General features: G+C 43.9%; 15 protein-coding genes. 11 read left to right on the forward strand and 4 right to left on the reverse strand.

From position 1 onward, the window contains the following. The first annotated feature begins 2 nt into the window (after positions 1–2). The 5 genes from betA (at position 3) to A587_RS0106380 (ending at position 4,843) form a co-directional block, all read left to right on the forward strand. Positions 3–1,670 (forward strand): choline dehydrogenase, encoded by a 1,668-nt coding sequence (betA, locus tag A587_RS0106360; protein ID WP_026000894.1) that lies wholly within the window; start codon positions 3–5, stop codon positions 1,668–1,670. Positions 1,671–1,821: 151 nt separating this feature from the next. Next, on the forward strand, positions 1,822–3,039 hold the full coding sequence (locus A587_RS0106365) for a choline transporter (RefSeq protein ID WP_017216891.1): 1,218 nt from the start codon (positions 1,822–1,824) through the stop codon (positions 3,037–3,039). Positions 3,040–3,051: 12 nt separating this feature from the next. Further along, entirely contained in the window at positions 3,052–3,753 is a 702-nt protein-coding gene (locus A587_RS0106370; protein ID WP_017216892.1) for a TorF family putative porin, read from the forward strand. Between the two features lie 100 nt (positions 3,754–3,853). Beyond that, a complete protein-coding gene (locus tag A587_RS0106375) occupies positions 3,854–4,237 on the forward strand; it encodes a VOC family protein (RefSeq protein ID WP_017216893.1) in 384 nt (127 codons plus the stop codon). A gap of 297 nt (positions 4,238–4,534) precedes the next feature. Then, the gene (locus A587_RS0106380; protein ID WP_017216894.1) at positions 4,535–4,843 is read left to right on the forward strand and encodes a cupin domain-containing protein; all 309 of its coding nucleotides are present in this window, start codon (positions 4,535–4,537) and stop codon (positions 4,841–4,843) included. Positions 4,844–4,868: 25 nt separating this feature from the next. Here the strand turns inward: A587_RS0106380 and A587_RS0106385 are convergent, their stop codons facing one another. Beyond that, positions 4,869–5,804 (reverse strand): LysR family transcriptional regulator, encoded by a 936-nt coding sequence (locus A587_RS0106385; RefSeq protein WP_017216895.1) that lies wholly within the window; start codon positions 5,802–5,804, stop codon positions 4,869–4,871. A gap of 122 nt (positions 5,805–5,926) precedes the next feature. Here A587_RS0106385 and A587_RS0106390 point away from each other — a divergent pair, with 122 nt between their 5' ends. From A587_RS0106390 to A587_RS0106400, 3 genes are read left to right on the forward strand one after another with little or no spacing between them, the layout of a single operon-like run. Further along, positions 5,927–7,921 carry a ligand-gated channel protein gene (locus tag A587_RS0106390; protein WP_017216896.1) on the forward strand — a complete coding sequence of 665 codons (1,995 nt, stop codon included), beginning with the start codon at positions 5,927–5,929 and terminating at the stop codon, positions 7,919–7,921. Continuing rightward, a complete protein-coding gene (locus tag A587_RS0106395; RefSeq protein ID WP_017216897.1) occupies positions 7,921–9,012 on the forward strand; it encodes a PepSY-associated TM helix domain-containing protein in 1,092 nt (363 codons plus the stop codon). The genes A587_RS0106390 and A587_RS0106395 overlap by 1 nt, the downstream gene beginning before the upstream one ends. Before the next feature lie 2 nt (positions 9,013–9,014). Then, a complete protein-coding gene (locus tag A587_RS0106400; protein WP_017216898.1) occupies positions 9,015–9,842 on the forward strand; it encodes a DUF4198 domain-containing protein in 828 nt (275 codons plus the stop codon). A gap of 132 nt (positions 9,843–9,974) precedes the next feature. On the opposite strand, the gene A587_RS0106405 is transcribed toward A587_RS0106400, so the two are convergent. Next, positions 9,975–11,504, reverse strand: a complete 1,530-nt coding sequence (locus A587_RS0106405; protein ID WP_017216899.1) for an ATP-binding cassette domain-containing protein — start codon at positions 11,502–11,504, stop codon at positions 9,975–9,977. Between the two features lie 368 nt (positions 11,505–11,872). On the opposite strand from A587_RS0106405, the gene A587_RS0106410 reads away from it, so the two are divergent. Then, positions 11,873–14,425, forward strand: coding sequence for an insulinase family protein (locus A587_RS0106410; RefSeq protein WP_017216900.1), 2,553 nt, complete (start codon positions 11,873–11,875; stop codon positions 14,423–14,425). 568 nt (positions 14,426–14,993) lie between these two features. Here the strand turns inward: A587_RS0106410 and A587_RS0106415 are convergent. Together A587_RS0106415 and A587_RS0106420 are read right to left on the reverse strand one after the other, a co-directional pair. After that, positions 14,994–15,749: a DUF3307 domain-containing protein gene (locus tag A587_RS0106415; RefSeq protein ID WP_017216901.1), complete on the reverse strand. Its 756-nt coding sequence runs from the start codon at positions 15,747–15,749 to the stop codon at positions 14,994–14,996. 38 nt (positions 15,750–15,787) lie between these two features. Beyond that, positions 15,788–16,396 (reverse strand): hypothetical protein, encoded by a 609-nt coding sequence (locus tag A587_RS0106420; RefSeq protein ID WP_017216902.1) that lies wholly within the window; start codon positions 16,394–16,396, stop codon positions 15,788–15,790. Positions 16,397–16,711: 315 nt separating this feature from the next. On the opposite strand from A587_RS0106420, the gene A587_RS0106425 reads away from it, so the two are divergent. Both A587_RS0106425 and A587_RS0106430 read left to right on the forward strand, forming a co-directional pair. Further along, entirely contained in the window at positions 16,712–18,844 is a 2,133-nt protein-coding gene (locus A587_RS0106425) for a winged helix-turn-helix domain-containing protein (RefSeq protein ID WP_017216903.1), read from the forward strand. Between the two features lie 15 nt (positions 18,845–18,859). Further along, on the forward strand, positions 18,860–19,087 hold the full coding sequence (locus A587_RS0106430) for a hypothetical protein (RefSeq protein ID WP_017216904.1): 228 nt from the start codon (positions 18,860–18,862) through the stop codon (positions 19,085–19,087). The last annotated feature ends 41 nt before the right edge of the window (positions 19,088–19,128 follow it).

Below are 19,128 nucleotides of genomic sequence, written 5' to 3' on the forward strand. Positions count from 1 at the left end.
GTATGATGACTGATTTTGATTATATTATTGTAGGTGCAGGTTCAGCAGGCTGTGTGCTTGCAAACCGCCTATCGGAAAATCCAGCGCACAAAGTGCTACTACTCGAAACTGGCGGTAGTGATAAGAGTATTTTTATTCAGATGCCAACCGCGCTATCTATTCCAATGAATACCGATAAATATGCTTGGCAGTTCCACACTGAGCCCGAGCCGCACTTAGACAATCGCGTTATGCATTGTCCTCGCGGCAAGGTACTTGGTGGTTCATCGTCAATCAATGGCATGGTGTACGTTCGAGGTCATGCTAAAGATTTTGACGAGTGGCAAGACAGTGGTGCACAAGGTTGGGATTATCAGTCTTGTTTACCTTACTTCAAGCGCGCTGAATCTTGGTATTTAGGTGGCGACGAGTACCGTGGTGAGCAAGGTCCGCTTGGCACCAATAATGGTAATGAAATGGCAAACCCGCTCTATCGTGCGTTTATTAGCGCTGGTGAGCAAGCGGGTTATGCGTTTACCAAAGACTATAACGGTGAGCAGCAAGAAGGCTTTGGGCCAATGCATATGACCGTAAAAGGTGGTAAGCGTTGTTCATCAAGTCGCGCCTATTTAGACCCAATTAAACATCGTAGCAACCTGACAGTTGTAACGGGAGCACTGGTACAAAAAGTGTTGCTAGAAGACAAAGTCGCAACCGGTGTTGAGTACAGCGCTAAAGGTAACCTGAAAGCAGCGAATGCTGCAAAAGAAGTCATTTTGAGTGCAGGTTCAATCGGTTCACCGCACTTATTACAATTATCTGGCATTGGCGATAAAGAAGCGTTGACTGCCGCAGGCGTTGAAGTAAAACACCATTTACCCGGAGTGGGCAAAAACCTTCAAGATCACTTGGAGTTTTATTTCCAATACAAGTGTAAGCAGCCCATCACCTTGAATGGCAAGTTGGGGTTAATTTCTAAAGGCTTGATCGGTGCAAGATGGTTACTTGATAAGTCAGGTCTTGGCGCGACCAATCACTTTGAATCTTGTGCCTTTATTCGTTCGAAAGCAGGCGTTGAGTGGCCAGATCTTCAGTACCACTTTTTACCTGCGGCCATTCGCTACGATGGTAAAAGTGCCTTTGATGGTCATGGGTTCCAAGTTCATGTCGGCCACAATAAACCAAAGAGCCGTGGTGAAGTAACGATTAAATCCGCAGATCCAACGGTTGCGCCTAAAATACAGTTTAATTACCTAGCTGAACAAGAAGACATTGAAGGCTTTAGGGCTTGTGTCAGGTTGACTCGTGAAATCATTGAGCAAAGTGCGTTTGATGACTTTAGACAGAGCGAGATCCAACCAGGTGAACATATCCAAACCGATGAAGAAATTGATGCCTTCGTACGTCAAGCGGTAGAAAGTGCTTATCACCCTTCTTGTTCATGCAAAATGGGTGAGGATGAAATGGCGGTTGTAGACTCGCAAACCCGTGTGCACGGTACAAAGGGGCTACGCGTTGTGGATTCATCTATCTTCCCGACCATTCCAAACGGTAACCTCAATGCGCCGACTATTATGGTCGCGGAAAAAGCAGCGGATATGATTTTAGGCAATTCGCCACTTGCCGCTGAGGGAGCAAACGTTGCTATGACACAAAACTGGCAACAGGTTCAACGTAGTTCGGAGATCTAGTTTCGCCACTCGTATGGGAAAGTTCGTGCCCCATATGAGACCTGCAGTGGCATGCAGTGCAAATCGTTTGCACTGCATTAATGCGGGAATAATGTAAATAAAAACAACGGAGAAAAAATGAGTTACTTCTATCAATTTTGGGAGGGTGACAATGACAGTATGGCTTAGTGCAGGCATCATTTTCACCCTATTGGCAATTGCCTTTATTTTATTGAAGTGGGGGAATTTACAGTGCGTTGGTGTTACACCGGTTAAAACGTTCACTTTTATTGCAATCTTATTTACTTCTGGCCTAGATGTTGGCCTGATCATGTTTCCGCTTACGGAGTTTGCGGGTTACGCAGACATAAAAGCAAGCCCAGAGTATGCATTTACTAATCCGCTGGCCATAGAATTTGGTTTTTGGGGATTTTTAATCTGGGGGTTCTACTTTCTTACGTGCTTTTATTTCTGCGTAATAGAGCCCAAAGTGAAATTCTTTGAAATTCCTTGGGTTAAATTCATTAATAACCTAGTTATTATCGGTACTTGTGCGTTTACCGCATTCTTATTGTTGTCTAATCTACCTTGGTATTTACCTAGTTTAGGCGATGGTGAGTCGATTATTCCTAGTTTCTATCTGATTGTGTTTGCGGCGATCGCCTTTGCGGTTTACTCAAGCACTAGCCTTAAGTACGTGCGTTTTTTAAGTATCACAACGACATGGGTCTTTATCGGTTTGATCGCCTTTATGTGGGCGTCAGCGTTTGTCTTTGGTGACAGTGCGATGTCGAGTTATACCAATAACTTGGCGCTGATCGGCGGTTACTTTGCCAATTTAGATCAGTTTGTGTTGCCACTGAATGACTATCACGAGTTTTATCTGTTTTGGTGGTTTGCGTGGAGTATCATGATTGGGCAATTCACATCGCGTTTTGTCGGTGGTTTGAAAACCTATCAAGTGCTAGCGGCGATGTTGATTTTCCCGTCTATTCCAATCGCAGCGTGGTTTAGTGTGCTTTATCACTACCATGAGGCTGGGATCCCAACTGCGGGTATTAAAAACTTTGCAATGGTCTTTGTTGGCGTGGTGTTTGTAATTAACTCACTCGACTCTTTGATCCGCCTATATACAGACAACCTTAACCTCACGGTTAGCCGTTTAGGAAAAAGAAACTATATTTTATTTAATATCGTGGCGTTATCACTGCTTACGCTGTTATTTAAACTCAACTTTTTACAGATCCAATGGGTTGGTGCGTTAGTTATAGGCTTGTTCTTCTCATGTTTTGGTTACATTGCTTATAGCAAATACAAAACAGTGAGCAAGATTGATAGCTCGCCAAAAGACAACCTTATCGACTTTAGAAAAATTGAATCAGTAAACTAGGGATACAACTACATGACAACTTTAAAGAAAACACTTTGTGCACTCCCACTTGTACTGGCGTCTAACTATGCGGCGGCAGACTGGTCTGCAACGCTTACAGGTGCATCTGACTATACCTTTAACGGTGTGAGTCAAACGCAAAATGACCCAGCCCTACAAGGCAGCATCGATAAAGCCTTTGCTAATGGCGTGTATGCTGGAAGCTGGGCGTCTAACGTCGATTTTGGTGGTGACACGGATCTAGAGTGGGACTTTTACGTTGGTCGCTTTATCGAGCTAGACCAAAGTTGGAGCCTTGACTATGGTATTGCTTACTACTCTTATCATGGTGGTGACAACTCAAGCGATGGTAACTATCCAGAGATATATACTAAGTTTGGTTACGCGAGTGAGTTTGGCCAAACTGAGTTTAATTTTTGGTACAGTTGGGATTATTTCGGAACCGAAGCGGGTCACACTATTGCGATGGTAGCACATACTTTTGAAATTGCAGAAGGTCATGCATTACGAGCAAGCTTTGATATCTCCAATTCATTGGATGGCGATAAATATACATGGGATGGTAACGATAAGTCTTACAATCACTATCGCCTTGCTTATCAAACGGCATTTAAAGGCTTTGATATTGAAGTGGCGGCTGAAAATACGAGCTTAGATTGGGATACGGCTGATGAACGTATCGTACTTTCTGTGTCGAGAACATTTGATTTGTAACTCACATTAGATGTGATGACTGTAATACCAGCCTAACCTAGGCTGGTATTTTTTTGCCTACAAGGCACAATGATTCAGTATTGTTATAAGGATGATGATTATGAACCTTAACCAAGTTACCCTGCCCGTTGATGATATGGATGCAGCTTGTCAATTCTATCGAACGCTAGGTTTCACTCAAATTGTTGATACACCTCACTATGCTCGATTTGAATGCCCTGAAGGTAATGCAACCTTCTCGTTATCGTTAGAAATGCCTCCCATCAATAATGGTGCAGTTATTTACTTTGAACATGAACAGTTAGATGAGTGGGTCACTGAGCTTGAGGCCCGGGGTATCGTATTTGAGCAACTGCCGACAGAGCAGCGCTATCTGTGGCGAGAAGCCATACTGTTTGACCCTGCAGGGAACAAGATCAAATTATACTGGGCTGGTGAGAATCGACTGGATCCTCCTTGGCGTGTAGAACTTAAAGGATTTTAGTAAGTTCATTATTGTTTATTTAATGTTAAATTTTGTTTTACAAACATTGTTAAATTGTGTAACTTTAATGGTGACTGTACAACTGGGTAAGAAGTCCGAGTGGAGTCGCTTAAGTTAGGGGATTTTTCACCAATCGCCTGATGGATTGTTTTGAAAGATTGAGAACGACGTATTGAACATTTCTACAGATCAAGTTGTACCATTCTCCCAATTTGCCGTTACCAGATAAACGGATGTGCTGTTGCGGCAAATTATTTCTCTATCCTTGACTAATTGCTAGGCCCTAGTTTCAAGCTTATGAACTTTCTAAAAGATATTCCAGCTGATGTAACCGAAGAAATTTCTGAAACGGTGCTGTCTCATCCAAATATTCGTATTGAACGGATAGTATCAAATGGTCATACCTCGCCAAGCTCTGGATACTACGACCAAGATGAAAATGAATGGGTGCTGGTATTAAAGGGCTGTGGTGAGTTGACTTTTGATGACGGTAAAATAGTAACCTTAAAGGCGGGCGATAGTCTTAATATTCCCGCACATCAAAAGCATAAAGTAAGTTATACAGACATTTCTGAGCCAACTATATGGCTCGCCATCTTTTATTAACTACCAAAGTTCAACTGAGCGAAGCTTAGATAAAACTAAAGTCGCCAACAAACACTTGGTTGTCGTTGGAAACTTGGGTAAACCACTCTTTTAGGCTTTCAATTGCAGCGGTTGTTTTTGCCGCAACGGTATCGCGATGCGGCGTCACGGCGTAAACGCTATATTTTTGTAATGACCACTCTGAACATAGCTGTTTTAGCCTCCCCGATGAAAGGTGATGTCTAATTTCGGGTTCAGGTAATACCCCATAGCCAATGCCATCTAGAGTGAGCTGAATGCAAGCCTGCATATTATTCACCATAAAACGCGCTGTTGGCAGCGCCACTTGTTGATGAGTTTGTTGGTGGCTCAAATGGTAAGGGTTTTGTTTACTACTCGAATGACCAATCAAGGCGTGAGGCGCTAAGCTTTCAGGATGCGATAAATTGAGTTGTGCCAGTGGATGATGGCAACTGACACAGGGGATCAGTTGCCAGTCAGCAAGGTGACGGGCAATAAGGTTTGAGTCCTGTAAAGGGCCTATACAGATAGCCAAGTCGACGCCCTCAGTAATGATGTCAATGGGCTCATCGGTTAGGATTAAATCGACTTTTATTTGTGGAAACTGCTCACTCAAGTAGCGCAGAGGCTTACTGAGTAGCCCGCCTCCAAACCCGATGGGGGCAGAGATCTTCAATATGCCAGAAGGCGTATGTTGTAATAACTCGAGTTCATGCTCCGCTTGCTCTGCGGTTTGCAGTATTTGTATCGCGGATTTGTAATAGATAGAGCCCGCTTCGGTGAGCGTGAGGTTACGAGTATTTCGATTAAATAAACTTAGGCCTATGTCTTGCTCTAATTTGCTGATCTGCTGGCTGACGGCCGAGGTGGTCATATGCAATAAGTCAGCGGCTTTACTCATACTGCCAGCTTCTACTGTTTTTGCGAACACTTTAAGTCCGCGAGTCAATTTCTGATTCATTGTTAAGACCTGCTTAAAATACCTTTAAGAAAAACCGCATTGCTCCAAAATACGCAATCATCATACCATTACAAATGAAAATAATTGTTATTTATCTTGTATTCTATCATGGAGGTTTCTCGATGTTGATGGCCTGTCGTAGTTTGGCGCCACTCTCTTTAGCTGTTGCAGCTGCCCTGCCTTTTTCCTCACTTGCGCAAAGTGATGCAAAATCAGAAATAAAAGAAGAGGTGGAAGTGATCGTCGTATCCGCTTCTGGATTTGAGCAACTGCTAAAAAATGCCCCGGCGTCTGTTAGCGTTATCAATCAAGAAGCGCTACAGCAGCGCTTTTATCGAGATCTTACCGATGCCATGACAGATGTTCCCGGAGTTGTAGTAACTGGAGGCGGAGACAGGGAAGATATTAGCCTTCGCGGTATGGGCAGTCAGTACACGCTTATCTTAGTCGACGGGCAAAGACAAAGTTCGCGTGAGACTCGGCCAAATAGTGACGGTCCTGGTGTTGAAGGTGCATGGACGCCTCCAGTTGCTGCCATCGAACGTATCGAAGTTGTGCGCGGGCCTATGTCCTCGCTGTATGGCTCTGATGCAATTGGTGGCGTAATTAACATTATCACTAAAAAAACGCCTGACGAGTGGCATGGAGAAGTTAGAGTTGACGCAACCAGCCAAGAAAACAGTCGCTCAGGTGATATTTATCAGGCAAATTTCTTTGCTGCAGGCTCGCTGATCAAAGATACCTTAGGGGTACAAATTTACGGCCAAACTACGCACAGAGACGAAGACGAAATCGTCTCTGGCTTTAGAGGTCGGGATGCAGATACGCTGAAGGTAAAACTGGCCTATACACCATCAGATGAACACGAATGGTTATTGGATTATGGTATTGCTTCACAAACGCTTGATGCGACGCTCGGCAAAACGGTGGCAACGCTTGCGCCAGGTGAGCCGTGTGGCCGTCGTGGCTGTCCTGAGTCCACCACAACCGAATATGATAGTGAGTCAATCTCTTTGACGCATAACGGTTACTGGTCATTTGGTAGCTCGCGTAGTTACTTAAAACATGAAGAGTTTGATAATAAATCCCGTGAGATGACGGTCAAAAACGTAGACTTCCAGTCTCTTTGGACGTTACCGCTTGGCGAGTTTCATACTAGCTCAATCGGTGTCGCTTATCTCAATGAAGATTTGACCGACAAAACCAGTAACCGCATTAGTGATTTGCAGCAAGTCGACAACGATCAGTGGTCGGTATTTGCTGAGGATGAGTGGCGCATCGTTGAGCCATTTGCCCTAACTATGGGCCTACGCTACGACAAAGACGGTAACTTTGGCGGCCACGTTAGCCCGCGTTTATACGGTGTTTATACTGCATCAGACGCCGTGACGGTTAAAGGTGGGATCTCAACCGGCTTTAGAGCGCCGAACTTACGTCAAAGTACTGCGGCGTGGGGCCAAGTGAGTCGTGGTGGCAATATTTATGGTAATCCAGATTTAAGCCCTGAAACCTCAATTAATTACGAGGTAGGCGTTTACGTTGAACTGGCTAAAGGGATCAGTACTTCAGCAACGGTATTCTATAACGAATTCGACGATAAAATTTCACGGGTTTCGTGCCCACTAACTCAATGCACGGACGGCCCTAATGAATTTGGCTCGTTACCGACAACCTATGTCAACGTTGATGAAGCCGTAACCCAAGGTGGTGAAATTAGCTTCTCGGGTCAATTGACGGAAAAACTAAAGCTTAGCGCAAACTATACTTACACAGATTCGGAGCAAAAAACCGGAGTGTATGCTGGTAGCCCATTAAACCAGTTACCTAAACATCTGTTCCAAACGTCGCTTAATTATCAGTATTCTGATGAGCTGAGCACGTGGTTACGCTTCCATTATCGTGGTGAAGAAAGCCAGCCTGTAACAGGGCCTTCGCAAAGTAGCTTAGTCGCACCTTCGTATAACCTAACTGATTTAGGTGCAAATTATCAGCTGAACGAAGCAATTAAGCTTGGATTTGGGATTTACAACCTCTTCGATGAAGAAATTACTGAAGCAGAATACGGCTACTTTGAAGATGGTCGTCGCTATTGGGCTTCATTGGCGTGGAGCTTTTAATGACACGAGCTCGCTCAGCGGCTAAGTCGTCGAATCGGCGACTTAAAAAGCTGGTTGATTGGCGCACTTGGCATTGGATGAGTTCTGCCGTGTGTTTGGTGGGAATGCTGCTGTTTGCCGTGACTGGGATCACCTTAAATCACGCAAGCCAGATAGAAGCTACGCCTACTACATATGCTAAAGAAGCGGTGCTGCCAAGTGCTCTGTTGACCCAGCTTAACGCAGCGGCAGAGCAAACTGCACTGCCACACAGCTTTCAATCTTGGTATCAGTCACACACAGGTGCGGCGTTACCTGCACTACAGCAAGTGCAGTGGAGCGAGTACGAATTGTATGTTGCGCTGCCAAGAGCTGGTGGCGATGGCTGGTTTAGCATTGCCCTTGATAGCGGTGAGTTTTATCAAGAGATCACGGATCGCGGTTGGGTATCATACCTTAACGATCTTCACAAAGGACGTAATACAGGATTTGCATGGCGTATGTTTATTGACGTGTTTTCAGTAGCTTGTGTAGTGTTTTCACTCACAGGGTTATGGCTTTTATACAAGCATTCTCGAGGAAGAAAGTCGACTTGGCCGCTCGTCGCAGCAGGCTTTGTATTGCCTGTTTTAGTGCTGATGGTACCCGCGCACGCTAAGGCTGATGAGGTTGAAATCACGATCCCGCGCTTAAACGTTGCGGAATATCACCCACCTTATGTAGCAGTATGGCTGGCGGACAGCAAACAACAGCGAGTTGCCGATATTGCCGTTTGGTATGACGTTAATATGGCCGATAAAGAAGGTGAAAAGTGGCTAAAAGACTTACGCCTTTGGTGGCGTAGAAGCGGCCGTAGCCTATCCATGCCTGTAGATGGCGTGACTGGTGCGACAAGACGTCCAGGTACGGCAAAGATTGATTTAACCCCTTGGCGCGATGAGTTTAAAGCCTTACCTGCGGGTGAATACACGCTGTTTGTAGAGGCTGCTCGTGAGCTTGGAGGTCGTGAAGTATTGAAACTGCCAGTGACCTTACCTATCGCTGCGCCTGTCACTGTGATTGCAGAAGGTAAATCTGAACTCGCTACAACAATTTTAACAATGGAGCCTTAATCGTGAAAATTTCAACGTTAGTTTCTGGTGTCTTAGTTGCCTTAGCTGCATATAGCCCGTTAAGTGAAGCACACCGAGTATGGATAAAGCCAAGTACCACCGTGGTGTCTGGTGACAGCGAATGGATCACGTTTGATGCTGCCATCGCCAATGGGATCTTTAACCCAGATCATTATGCTTATCCACTAGAGCGTCTATCTGCACTGTCTCCTTCTGGTAGCAAGGTTGAGCTTAAGAACGCCGCAAAACTTAAGTATCGTAGTGTGTTTGACATTGAGCTCAATCAGCAAGGCACTTACAAAGTGTTTAATCAAAGTCGCTCGCTGGTGGCGCGCTGGACTGATGAAAACGGTGAAAAGCATTATTGGCCAGGACGCGGAAAAATTGGCTCAGTAGAGGCCTTTAACAAAGAAGTACCAAAAACGGCAAAAGATTTAAGTGTGACCGACGTTGCAAGACGATTAGAAGTATTTGTAACTTTGGGCGCACCAAATAATACCGCGCTTAAGCCAACCGGCAAAGGGCTAGAACTAAACCCCGTTACTCACCCTAATGATTTGTACACCGGTGAACCAATTACCTTGCAGTATACGATGGATGGTGAACCTGCAAAGGGTGCAGAAGTGATAGTGGTACGCCAAGATGAAAAGTACCGTGATAACAGTCAACCAAGCAAATATACAACGAATGCCAAAGGTGAAGTGACGCTAACGCTATCTGAGCCAGGCATGTATTGGTTTGAAGTGGAATATGACGACGACAAAGCACAAGCACCCGCCACAAAACGTGCCGGCAGCTATGTCACGACCCTCGAGGTATTACCGCTTTAACCCATCGTCCCCATGTGGTTTGAGACGTGCAGTCGTCTCAGCCCATTTAATTTAGTGGTCATAACAGAGACGCCACTAAGTGCCCAAAGGGGGAGGCGTTCCTTCCTCCCCCTTTTCTTCCTTCTATGACTATTAATCACGCAGCGGTAGAACTTTTATGTTGGTAAGTTGACTGCAAAAATATTCATTGTGAGAGACCAGTATAAATCCACAAGGAAGCTGATTAAGCATGGCAGCAAGCTCTTCTTGTGCTTCGAGGTCGAGGTGATTATCTGGCTCGTCAAGCAGTAAAAAGCCTTGCAGTTGTACCGCCAGCACGATGGCCGCTTTCATTCTCTCGCCACCACTTAGGTTCATGATAGGTCCTGAAATCTTATCTAGATTCAGACCAACGCTTGCAAAGCTGGTGATTATATTATGATGTGGCGTATCAAGTGAGCGCTCGGCAATGTCTAAAACGCAAGGGCCCTGTTCAAGCCAAGCGCAGTGCTGATCTAAGTAAACAGATGTTGTAGGGCGCTGGATTTCTCCGCGCTTTAACTCTAGCTTACCTGCAAGGGTTTTAAGCAAGGTCGATTTTCCGATGCCATTTTCTCCAATTATCCTGAGCTTTTGTGTTGTATCCGCAAAAAGGTTCAGTGTCTTTTCCGGCCCAAAGCACAATTCGGCTTCGCATAAGCGGATCTTTTCTTTTGCTCGCAGAGTTGAATTAAAATGAAACTGCTGTTTGTCTTCTCGATAGTAAACTGCATTTTTCTTAACCTTATCTAGAGCTTGCTGAATTTTATGGGTTTGTCCGGCATGACACTTACTCCCTCTGTCTGACTTAAAGTCAGTAACCAGTTTACTTTGGCTACCAGCGCGCACTTGTGCTTTTCCTTTACTGGCCTGCCTTTGATGTTGCAGATCCGCTGCAATCATGGCTTGTTTAAGTGCTTTTTGTGCTGCGCGATTTGCCAAATGTTGTTGTTTTTGTCGAGCTTGAGTTTGAAGTAGTGTCTCTCTGAAGGCATCAAATCCAAGCGAGTGATGAATTAGCTCCCCCTGTTTTATGTGCAGAATATGGTCGGCTGCATCTAATAAAATAGGATCGTGTGTGACGGCAACCACACCATGTTTGTGGTGCTTTAGCTGCTCGGCTAGCCAGTGCTTATTGTTGCTGTCCATGTGGTTACTCGGCTCATCCAGTAATAGGATTGCAGGCTGAGATTGCAGTATCTCAATATAAACTCGCATTCGCTTTCCTGGACTAAGCTTTGTAAAGGGGGTTTCCAAAGAGAGTTCTAGCGGTGCAAGTGTTGCTTGCCAAGTTGATTCTAACTGCCAATCATCTGAGATTAAGTCAAAGTCGTGCTCAGAGGCTAATCCCTGATGGGCCCGATGCAGTGCTGCTAGCTTCTCTTTAAGCCCTAGTAGTTCAGAAACGGTAGCAAAGCGGTTAGTTGCATCTTGTGGGAGATAAAAGCATTTCCCATGACTTTGGCGCTCGCCCGAGGTTAGAGGCTGTTCACCGGATAGGGCTTTGAGTAAGTGTGATTTTCCTGCCCCATTTGGGCCTGTTATCGCAATAAATTGTCGCTCTATTGTTAGGTCGACATCGCAAAATAAACATTGACCATTTGCAAGCGTCAAGCTTGCTTGCTTTACCTGTATCCAAGGCATAATTACTGCTCCTAGTCGCAGCAGTGCAAAAGGCTAAAGGCACAAAGACTCGTAAAAGCCGTAAAAAGTAAAACAGAAAAAGAGTCTATAGATTGGTCTGAGAAGCCCCAAAGATAACCATAAGCCTTGCACTGGAAATTAATAATAAGTTCGTCAGTTACAAAGGGCTTAGTTATTCATTGTGATGGCAGCTCCTAATAAGAGGGGTAACAGGCGGATATAAATATCAAGCAGCTGATAGTTTGCCGACACTAGGTGAAATGTCAAGGTGGCATCAGAGAATTCGTCGGTTTTATTTTAAACAATTGTTTCTCCAAGTTGTCATGTGGTAATGTTTGGCGACAAATTGTAAGGAAGCTAATACCAACATGCTAAGAAGAAGCCTTTCTCCGATTTTTTCCTTTCTTTATTGCGCCTTGCTTATTTTTAATAGCAGCTCGTTTGCTCTGGAGCAACGCAGCCAAAACACTTTACCAACACTAAGCAATGGCATTGTATATCAACATATTCAATCTGATATTAACGTAGCTAGACTGGCTATTTTTGTAAAAGCGGGGCACTTATATAACGGTGATGCCCATGGTGTTTCCCATTTAACAGAACACTTATTCAATTTAGGGGGAGATGCAAAAAACGTATCGAAAATTGACGACTTTCTCGCATCAGTAAATGGCACCAGAAGAGCAACTTTAAATACATCTGGGGTTAGATATTGGTACGAAATTCCCACAGAATATCTAGGTGGCTTGTTACCTCTTATTCAAGAGTCATTAGTTGGAGTCACAGCTTCTGAAGATGCGATTGCAGCTCAAATAGCTGCAATCGATAATGAATGGAAGCAAGGGCAACGCTACCAAGAGCTGATTGATTGGGAGCAAACTTTCAGGGTATTTGCGCATACTGATCTAACGCTTAAGGATGGGTCGTTTTTTATGGGGAATACCGCTGAATTTCAAAAATATGCAGCTAGGTTACAAGACGAGCTAAAAAGGTTATTTAATAGGTATAACGGTAAAAACATCACGATTTTAAGTGAGTCATCGCATAGCAAAGAAAACGCTTTTAAGTTGATGGAAAAGGCGATAGGCACTGTAGAGTTGAGTGAACGAGATCACGCACAAAGAATGACTCAAGAGCCTTCTTTGCACTTTACACCAGTGACTGAAGTCAGAAAAAAACAAAATCATGATGACAAGGAAATTCAATTCACATTTGCGGTTCCCCCTATTGCTAGCGCGCCTCCTGTTTTTACACAGTTCTTAACACACCTTTTAAAGCATTCATCCATCCATACTGTTAGTTTAGGGCAAGCAACACTTCAGTTTTCACCCACATCAATTGAGTTTTCACCAAACGCATTTCATCAATTTGATAGCTTACAAATCACTTTTCCCCGGCGCGAAGTTGAAGGGGGATCTATATATGAGGATGCGCGGCAATTTCTGTCGATTTTTAACTCTGTACTGTTAAGCTTGGCGGCAGTAGAACGAGAAGCGGAATTGGTATCGGCATACAATGATTTTGCAATGGAATATAGGCTGACATGTTCACAGAAAAACCTATCATTTGAATTGGCTAAAGAGTTAGATAATCAAGTTCACTTTGGTAGATTGACCGACTGGCTTAACGCTTGTCATATACCTCAAAAGCTTGATAGAGCCTTGTTTAGGCGCTTCGTTGAAACGTTTGTTTCCGCAAAAACTTACACTAAGCTATTTGTGAATGATGATGAGTGGGTTTCACTTAAGAATAAAGATGTGATGGAACATTACGACCAGCCTTATGTTTTGCTTGAGTCAACAAGAAAGAATGAGGTGAATGCTCCACTATCTTTTCGTTTTCCAAGAAAAAACGCCTTGATAGAAATGGTTGAAAAATCAATTGTCGCGAAGAAAGACGTGAGATTGCGAGCTGTAGAAGATGGCAAATTTGCATCCCATCGTGTGCTAAAGGCTGGTATTTCTCACATTCATGACTATGCAGAGGCATTAATAATTAAAGCACACCTGGAAGCCAAATATAGCAAATGGTTAAGTGATGCTGATGCGTTAGATACCCCTGTAAAGTTTTTGATTGACGATAAGTTGAGTATTGTTGCAAACGGCAGGAAATCGCTCGCCACCTATCTGGCAAATGCTATTGAAGTTCCAACTTCGGTTTTAGGTGATGATCTTGCAAAAGCCAAGACTGACGCGATTAGCGCGATTGAGAAAAAGGTCAATGACAATCAAGTGTTCAGAATGAATGAGTTTTTGGCACGGATCCAATCGAACCATATTTGGTCTGATGAGCAACTGCTTGCTGCTATTAGGCGTTATCCTACAAAGTCACCTGATAGCGTGAGTCACGCTTTACCGGCACCCAGCTCGCAAAAGCTAGAACTCAAAAATAATGCGCCAGTAAACATACTGGCATCGTTAAGACAGGTGCAAACAGGCTCACTAGAAGAGAAAGTATATGCGGTTTTGCTCAACTCGATTATAAGAAGTGATTACAAGGAAAAGTTTAGGAATACACTTAAAATTGCCTACACAGCAATAACAGGTCACAAGGTGAGTGATAAAGGAACCGGCTTTGTTACCTTGCTACAGACATCGACACATTCAATCGGTGATATGAAAAAAATGAACCATCATTTTTTTACTGATATGTTGAGTAAGGTACAAAGGTTAACAGAGCAGGAGTTTTTACAACTGAGTGCTGAAAGCAAAAAAGAGGTAATTAGATTGAGCAATCAGCTTGATTATGTATTCGCTGACCGGCTAATTTCTCAAGCTGATGAGACTAGTATTAACTCGATGAAACTATCTTTGTCGGAATTTAAAAGGTTTTCGAAGCGATTACTCAGTAATGATTTGGCTGAGCGGTATGTTGCAATTATAGGCATAGAAAATAACACAAGTAATAATGAAAACCTGTAGCTGCAGTGCCTCCAAGCACAATATAAACCTTTGACATTCAAGTTAGGCAGGAGGCAAAGCTTAATGTCCACGGCTGACATCAGGAGAGCAGTAATTCACGACGTAAACATGCGCGAGTTGTTGCCCGTCGGGCGTAAATCGACTGGCCTCTAGCAGAGTTTTACTCATAGAAAGTTGGTGTGTTTGGCTCTCGTAACCTCTCAGCGTCTTGGTTAGCAAAAATCGCGAACTGATGTTAATAGTTTGACTTTTGTTCTCCTGAGTGTGTTTTGGTCGCGACGCTCGATTTGCCGCCTAGTAATCTAGGCAAAAGTTGAGCAACAATGAACAAAGCGCACTCAGGTGAACCCAAAGGGCAGCGCTTGATTGGCATTTCTACTGTGTTGCCCCACAAGGATGTGGGGTAAGGTGACTTTGCAGGAGCACAAAGTCTTTATCGCCAGACTCACATAGAACAACTATGCTACGCAGGCTCTGCCTTGTATAAATACCAATCAAACTGCGGCAAAAACAAACTTGAAGGATAAACAGGCCCTAGGTTAAATGTCAAGGCGTGGAATTGATTAAATTACAATTGAATGGGCATAAATGGTTTGATTAAGACGCCGGTCACAAGGGCCAGCAACACACTGACAAGCGTGCCCAACATCACGTATTCGGTGAGCTTTCTGTCTTGGCTTTGGGTTAGATCGCCAAAGCGAAATACCGATTTAGCGGCGAGAATAAAGCCGATAGCAGCCCAGCTATCCAGTAACACGCAGCTCAGTAGTAATACACGTTCAAGTTGACCAATTAAACTTCCTGCTTGCGGCAGGCTATCAAGAGCGGAATTATTGAGTTGCCAACGCTCAAGCAGCATGCTGGTGAATATCGATGCAGGATGCAATACCATTAAATACCCCACAACCAGTATTAGCAGCTGGACATTGGCAAAAGGCTTGGCAAAGGCACTGAGGGCAATCTCAGGCTCTGCAATTTGCCAAGTGACGGCCACTAATATGGTGATATGTGCACATTGGTCTAGCACAAAAGGAATAACGCCTTTACTAGAATAGGATTTAGCTAAGTCGATACAATAGTGGCTAATACCTACCGCTAGCGCAAAGAGCAGCGCATTCCACTGTACTCCCCAAAACAAAGTCGACTGCCAAAGTAGGATGATTGCAAGTGCAGCCCCGCCATGCGCCACACTATGCCACAACAACTTGATGGACTTATAGTGGCGGGTATTTCTGTCATGCACCCAGCTCATAGGTTGGAGGTAAAAGTCAGTGATTGTGTGGCCTATTACTAACCACAATAACAATACTTGCCATTCGTTCATTAAGTCCACCTCGTGATATGTAAGTGTTGAGCATTCGACTATTGGTGCGAGCGTGCAATTGCTAAAAATTGACCTAATAAAGCATAGTGTGCGCTATTGAGTAATTTAGTCACGTTCACCCGACTGGTGTTGAGTTGTTTTGCAATATCGGCATGGCTCAACTTAGGGTGTGAAATATGAATAAAAGCGGCCTCTGCTTGTTTTTGGGTTAAGTTCGAAAGTAATAAATCCACGAATGCCAGATTTAGTGCAAAGTGGGCATTGCTGTCATTGTTATACCTGAGTCTTGCTTGTCCAATTGCGTCCAACCCTCGGCCCGCAAGCACCAGTGCAGCACCTGTTGCGGTTGATAAATCTGCTGCTGTGATATTAACTTCACCGACCGCGAGGCTGAGTCTGGCATCGCTATGTCGGCTAATTAAAAACAACCGTAGCTGTAATGCCACATTGAACAGTTTCGTAGCATCTGGCAACACAAGCTGAAAACCGTCGCCGCGGTAAAAACTATAATAGCCCTGCTCCGCAGTCGCTATTTCAGCTAAGTAGTTCTTTAACTCACTTTGCAGCCTTGTAAGTTGTAATTGTGACAGTGATTGGGAGCCGACAATGTCTGCTGTGATCACCGCACCTTGAGGTATTGACGTCATAAAAGTAACTTAATTTGGTTACATTTAGGTATGTAACTAATATTGGTTACATTTATTTTGGTCTGAAGTTGGGTAAAAAGCAAGCAGCCGGTAAGTTTTGTTCACTTTAGTAGTATTTTACCAAAGCGAACGTAGGTATGGAGGCAGATAAAGCTTCCATAGATGTGAGAAATAGACGTTTATCAACAGTCCTTAAGCTTACAGGTTGATGAAGTTTAAGTTTTTGATTTTGTTTATTTTTACCCTGCTTATCCTTATACTGATAATTATAATAATTGGCGTTGTTAGCGCGTGCGCTAAGCACACTGGGGATTTATGGTAGAACAATATTGGGTTGGTGATTTTTTTGTCGATTTATCACGTAACCAGATTTCACACCAAGGTGAATGTCAAACACTGGCACCAAAGGCTCTGGCGGTACTCACTTGCTTGGCTCAGAATCAAGGCAAAGTGATGAGCCTTGATACCTTGCTCGATACAGTATGGCCAGATACGGTAGTCTCTCCTAATACTTTGCAGCGTAGTATTGCGCAATTGAGAAAGGCGCTTGGGGATGATGGTAAGGTGCAAGGTTACATCCAAACGCATGCTAAAAAAGGATATAGCTTAGAGTGTGAAGTACGTTGGGGGGAGCAAACGAGCGAGCTGACGAATACTGAGCCGCAACTTGAGGTAATGCCAGTCCCTGAGCCTGAAGTGCAACAAGATAAACACGTAAATCAAAGTCAGAATAAACATAAACTCAGTCTTTATGTGTTTGTTTTACTTGCCTTTACTATTTTGCTTGGGGCTATCGGTTATCAATATTTTTCCATCAAAAAACCTTCACCACTGATCTTTGATACTTTGCGCTCACTGACCGCAACTGACGATAAAGAATTTGATGCAAGCTATTCCCCTGATGGTCAGTACATTGTTTTTCACCGCTATTTAGATAAGTTTTGCGATAATAAGATATGGGCAAAAAAAGCGGATACCCAGCAAGAGATCCTACTCACAGAGCGCTTTGGAGCATATGGCAGGCATAGTTTCTCAAAAGATGGTGAGCAGTTACTGTTTTTGGCCACCGACGCTTGTAGCGAGCCCGCTACACAAAAGCGCTGCTACGACCTTGTTACACTCGATTTTACTAAAGCATTGAAAAGCCCTCAACAGCCAAAAGTTATTCTCCAGTGTAAAAACTCAGTGGTTGATAAGCCTATCTGGCTGAACGATGGCAATGTGGTATTGAAGCAAAAACAAGGCGAGCGCTGGAAGCTGATCAATTATTCCATAGATGACGACAGTGGTGTCGACCTTTATACCGTAGAAGAGGGAACGTTGATTGATTACGCCTACTCACCTCAAGATGATTTAATCGCGGTCAGTAGTATTCATGCCGATGGCCTACATTATATCGATATGCTAAAATCCGACGGTGAGTTGATCTCTAGCCATCAGATCCAGCGGCCGCCGGAAATTACTAAATTTCACGATATCTACCCAAGTTTTGACCCACTCAACCAACAATTGATTTTCAGTACCGGACGTCAGCTATTTAGCCTGACTTATGAAGGACTTGTGAGTAAAATTCAATTGCCGTTTTCAGATCGAATGAGGCAGCCCGAATTTCGCCCTGATGGCAAAAGTGTACTGATGATCAAAGGGCCTTACGACGGTGATATCGTCAAATTACCACTGACACAGCTAGCACAAGGCGCTCAAACATATACCAGCTTTGCACGAACCAACCTTGGTGAAGATCAGGCTGTTTTTCAGCCAGATGGAGACTTAGTGGCATTTTGGTCGGAGCGCTCTGGTACTGAACAGGTGTGGCTAAGCGATGGCAATAACACGCGACAACTGACTAATTTCCCGTTAGATACTTTTATTCGCGGGATCCACTGGGCCGAGGATGGTCAAAGCATATTGGTCAGTGCCAGTGGTGTACTGACACAAATTGCTTTAGATGGTAGCTTGACACCTTACCCGCACGCCTACCCTGTTTTACGCTTATATCAATGGAAAAGTGCAACACAACGTGCACTAACACAGATTAGGGTAAAGGGAGAAATGAAGTTAGCTGCTTATGATTTTGCTCAACAATCGTTTGAAATACTGACGCAGCGACCTGTGCTTTGGGCACTTGAAAGTGAACACGGTAAAATCGTGTATAAGGATAGACTTGATCAGTTTTGGCAAATCGGCGCTGTTGAACCTCAGCGGATCAGTGCACTAAACAATCAAGGCGGCAGAGGAAAATCTTTTGTAATGCGCGGCAATGGGATATATGGCGTCAATGAAGACAATCAACTTTGGTCCTATGATTTAGACAAAACGTCGTTTACTATACTCGGCGAAGTGCCTACCAGTGTTGACTATCTCACCGACATTAACGATAACGATGTATTATTGATAAATCGAATATCGGCCAAGAAAGAAGTGGTAGAGCTTACGGTTGCGAATTAATAACTGGAGTATAAAATGAGTCAATTAGCTCAATATCAGCGTTTTAGGCAAGAACTGGGGCAATTGCTCGCACAATACAAAGGCTATGGGTTTGTACTCGGTTTTTTGCTAAATCTGAGTATTTGGCATATTGCATCTCAGTTTGTTGCTGATCCCTTTGTCTCTAACTTTTGGAGTCAAGTGTTTGTTTCCTTGCTCTTTTCTGCGGTTTTTTATCTGCGTTCAGAGCGTACGGTAAGTTGATGTGGCGCTAACTCCTCATTCTGAGTTAGTTCATAAAGTTT

Source organism: Pseudoalteromonas sp. NJ631 (genome assembly GCF_000276645.1).
Lineage (GTDB): Bacteria > Pseudomonadota > Gammaproteobacteria > Enterobacterales > Alteromonadaceae > Pseudoalteromonas > Pseudoalteromonas piscicida.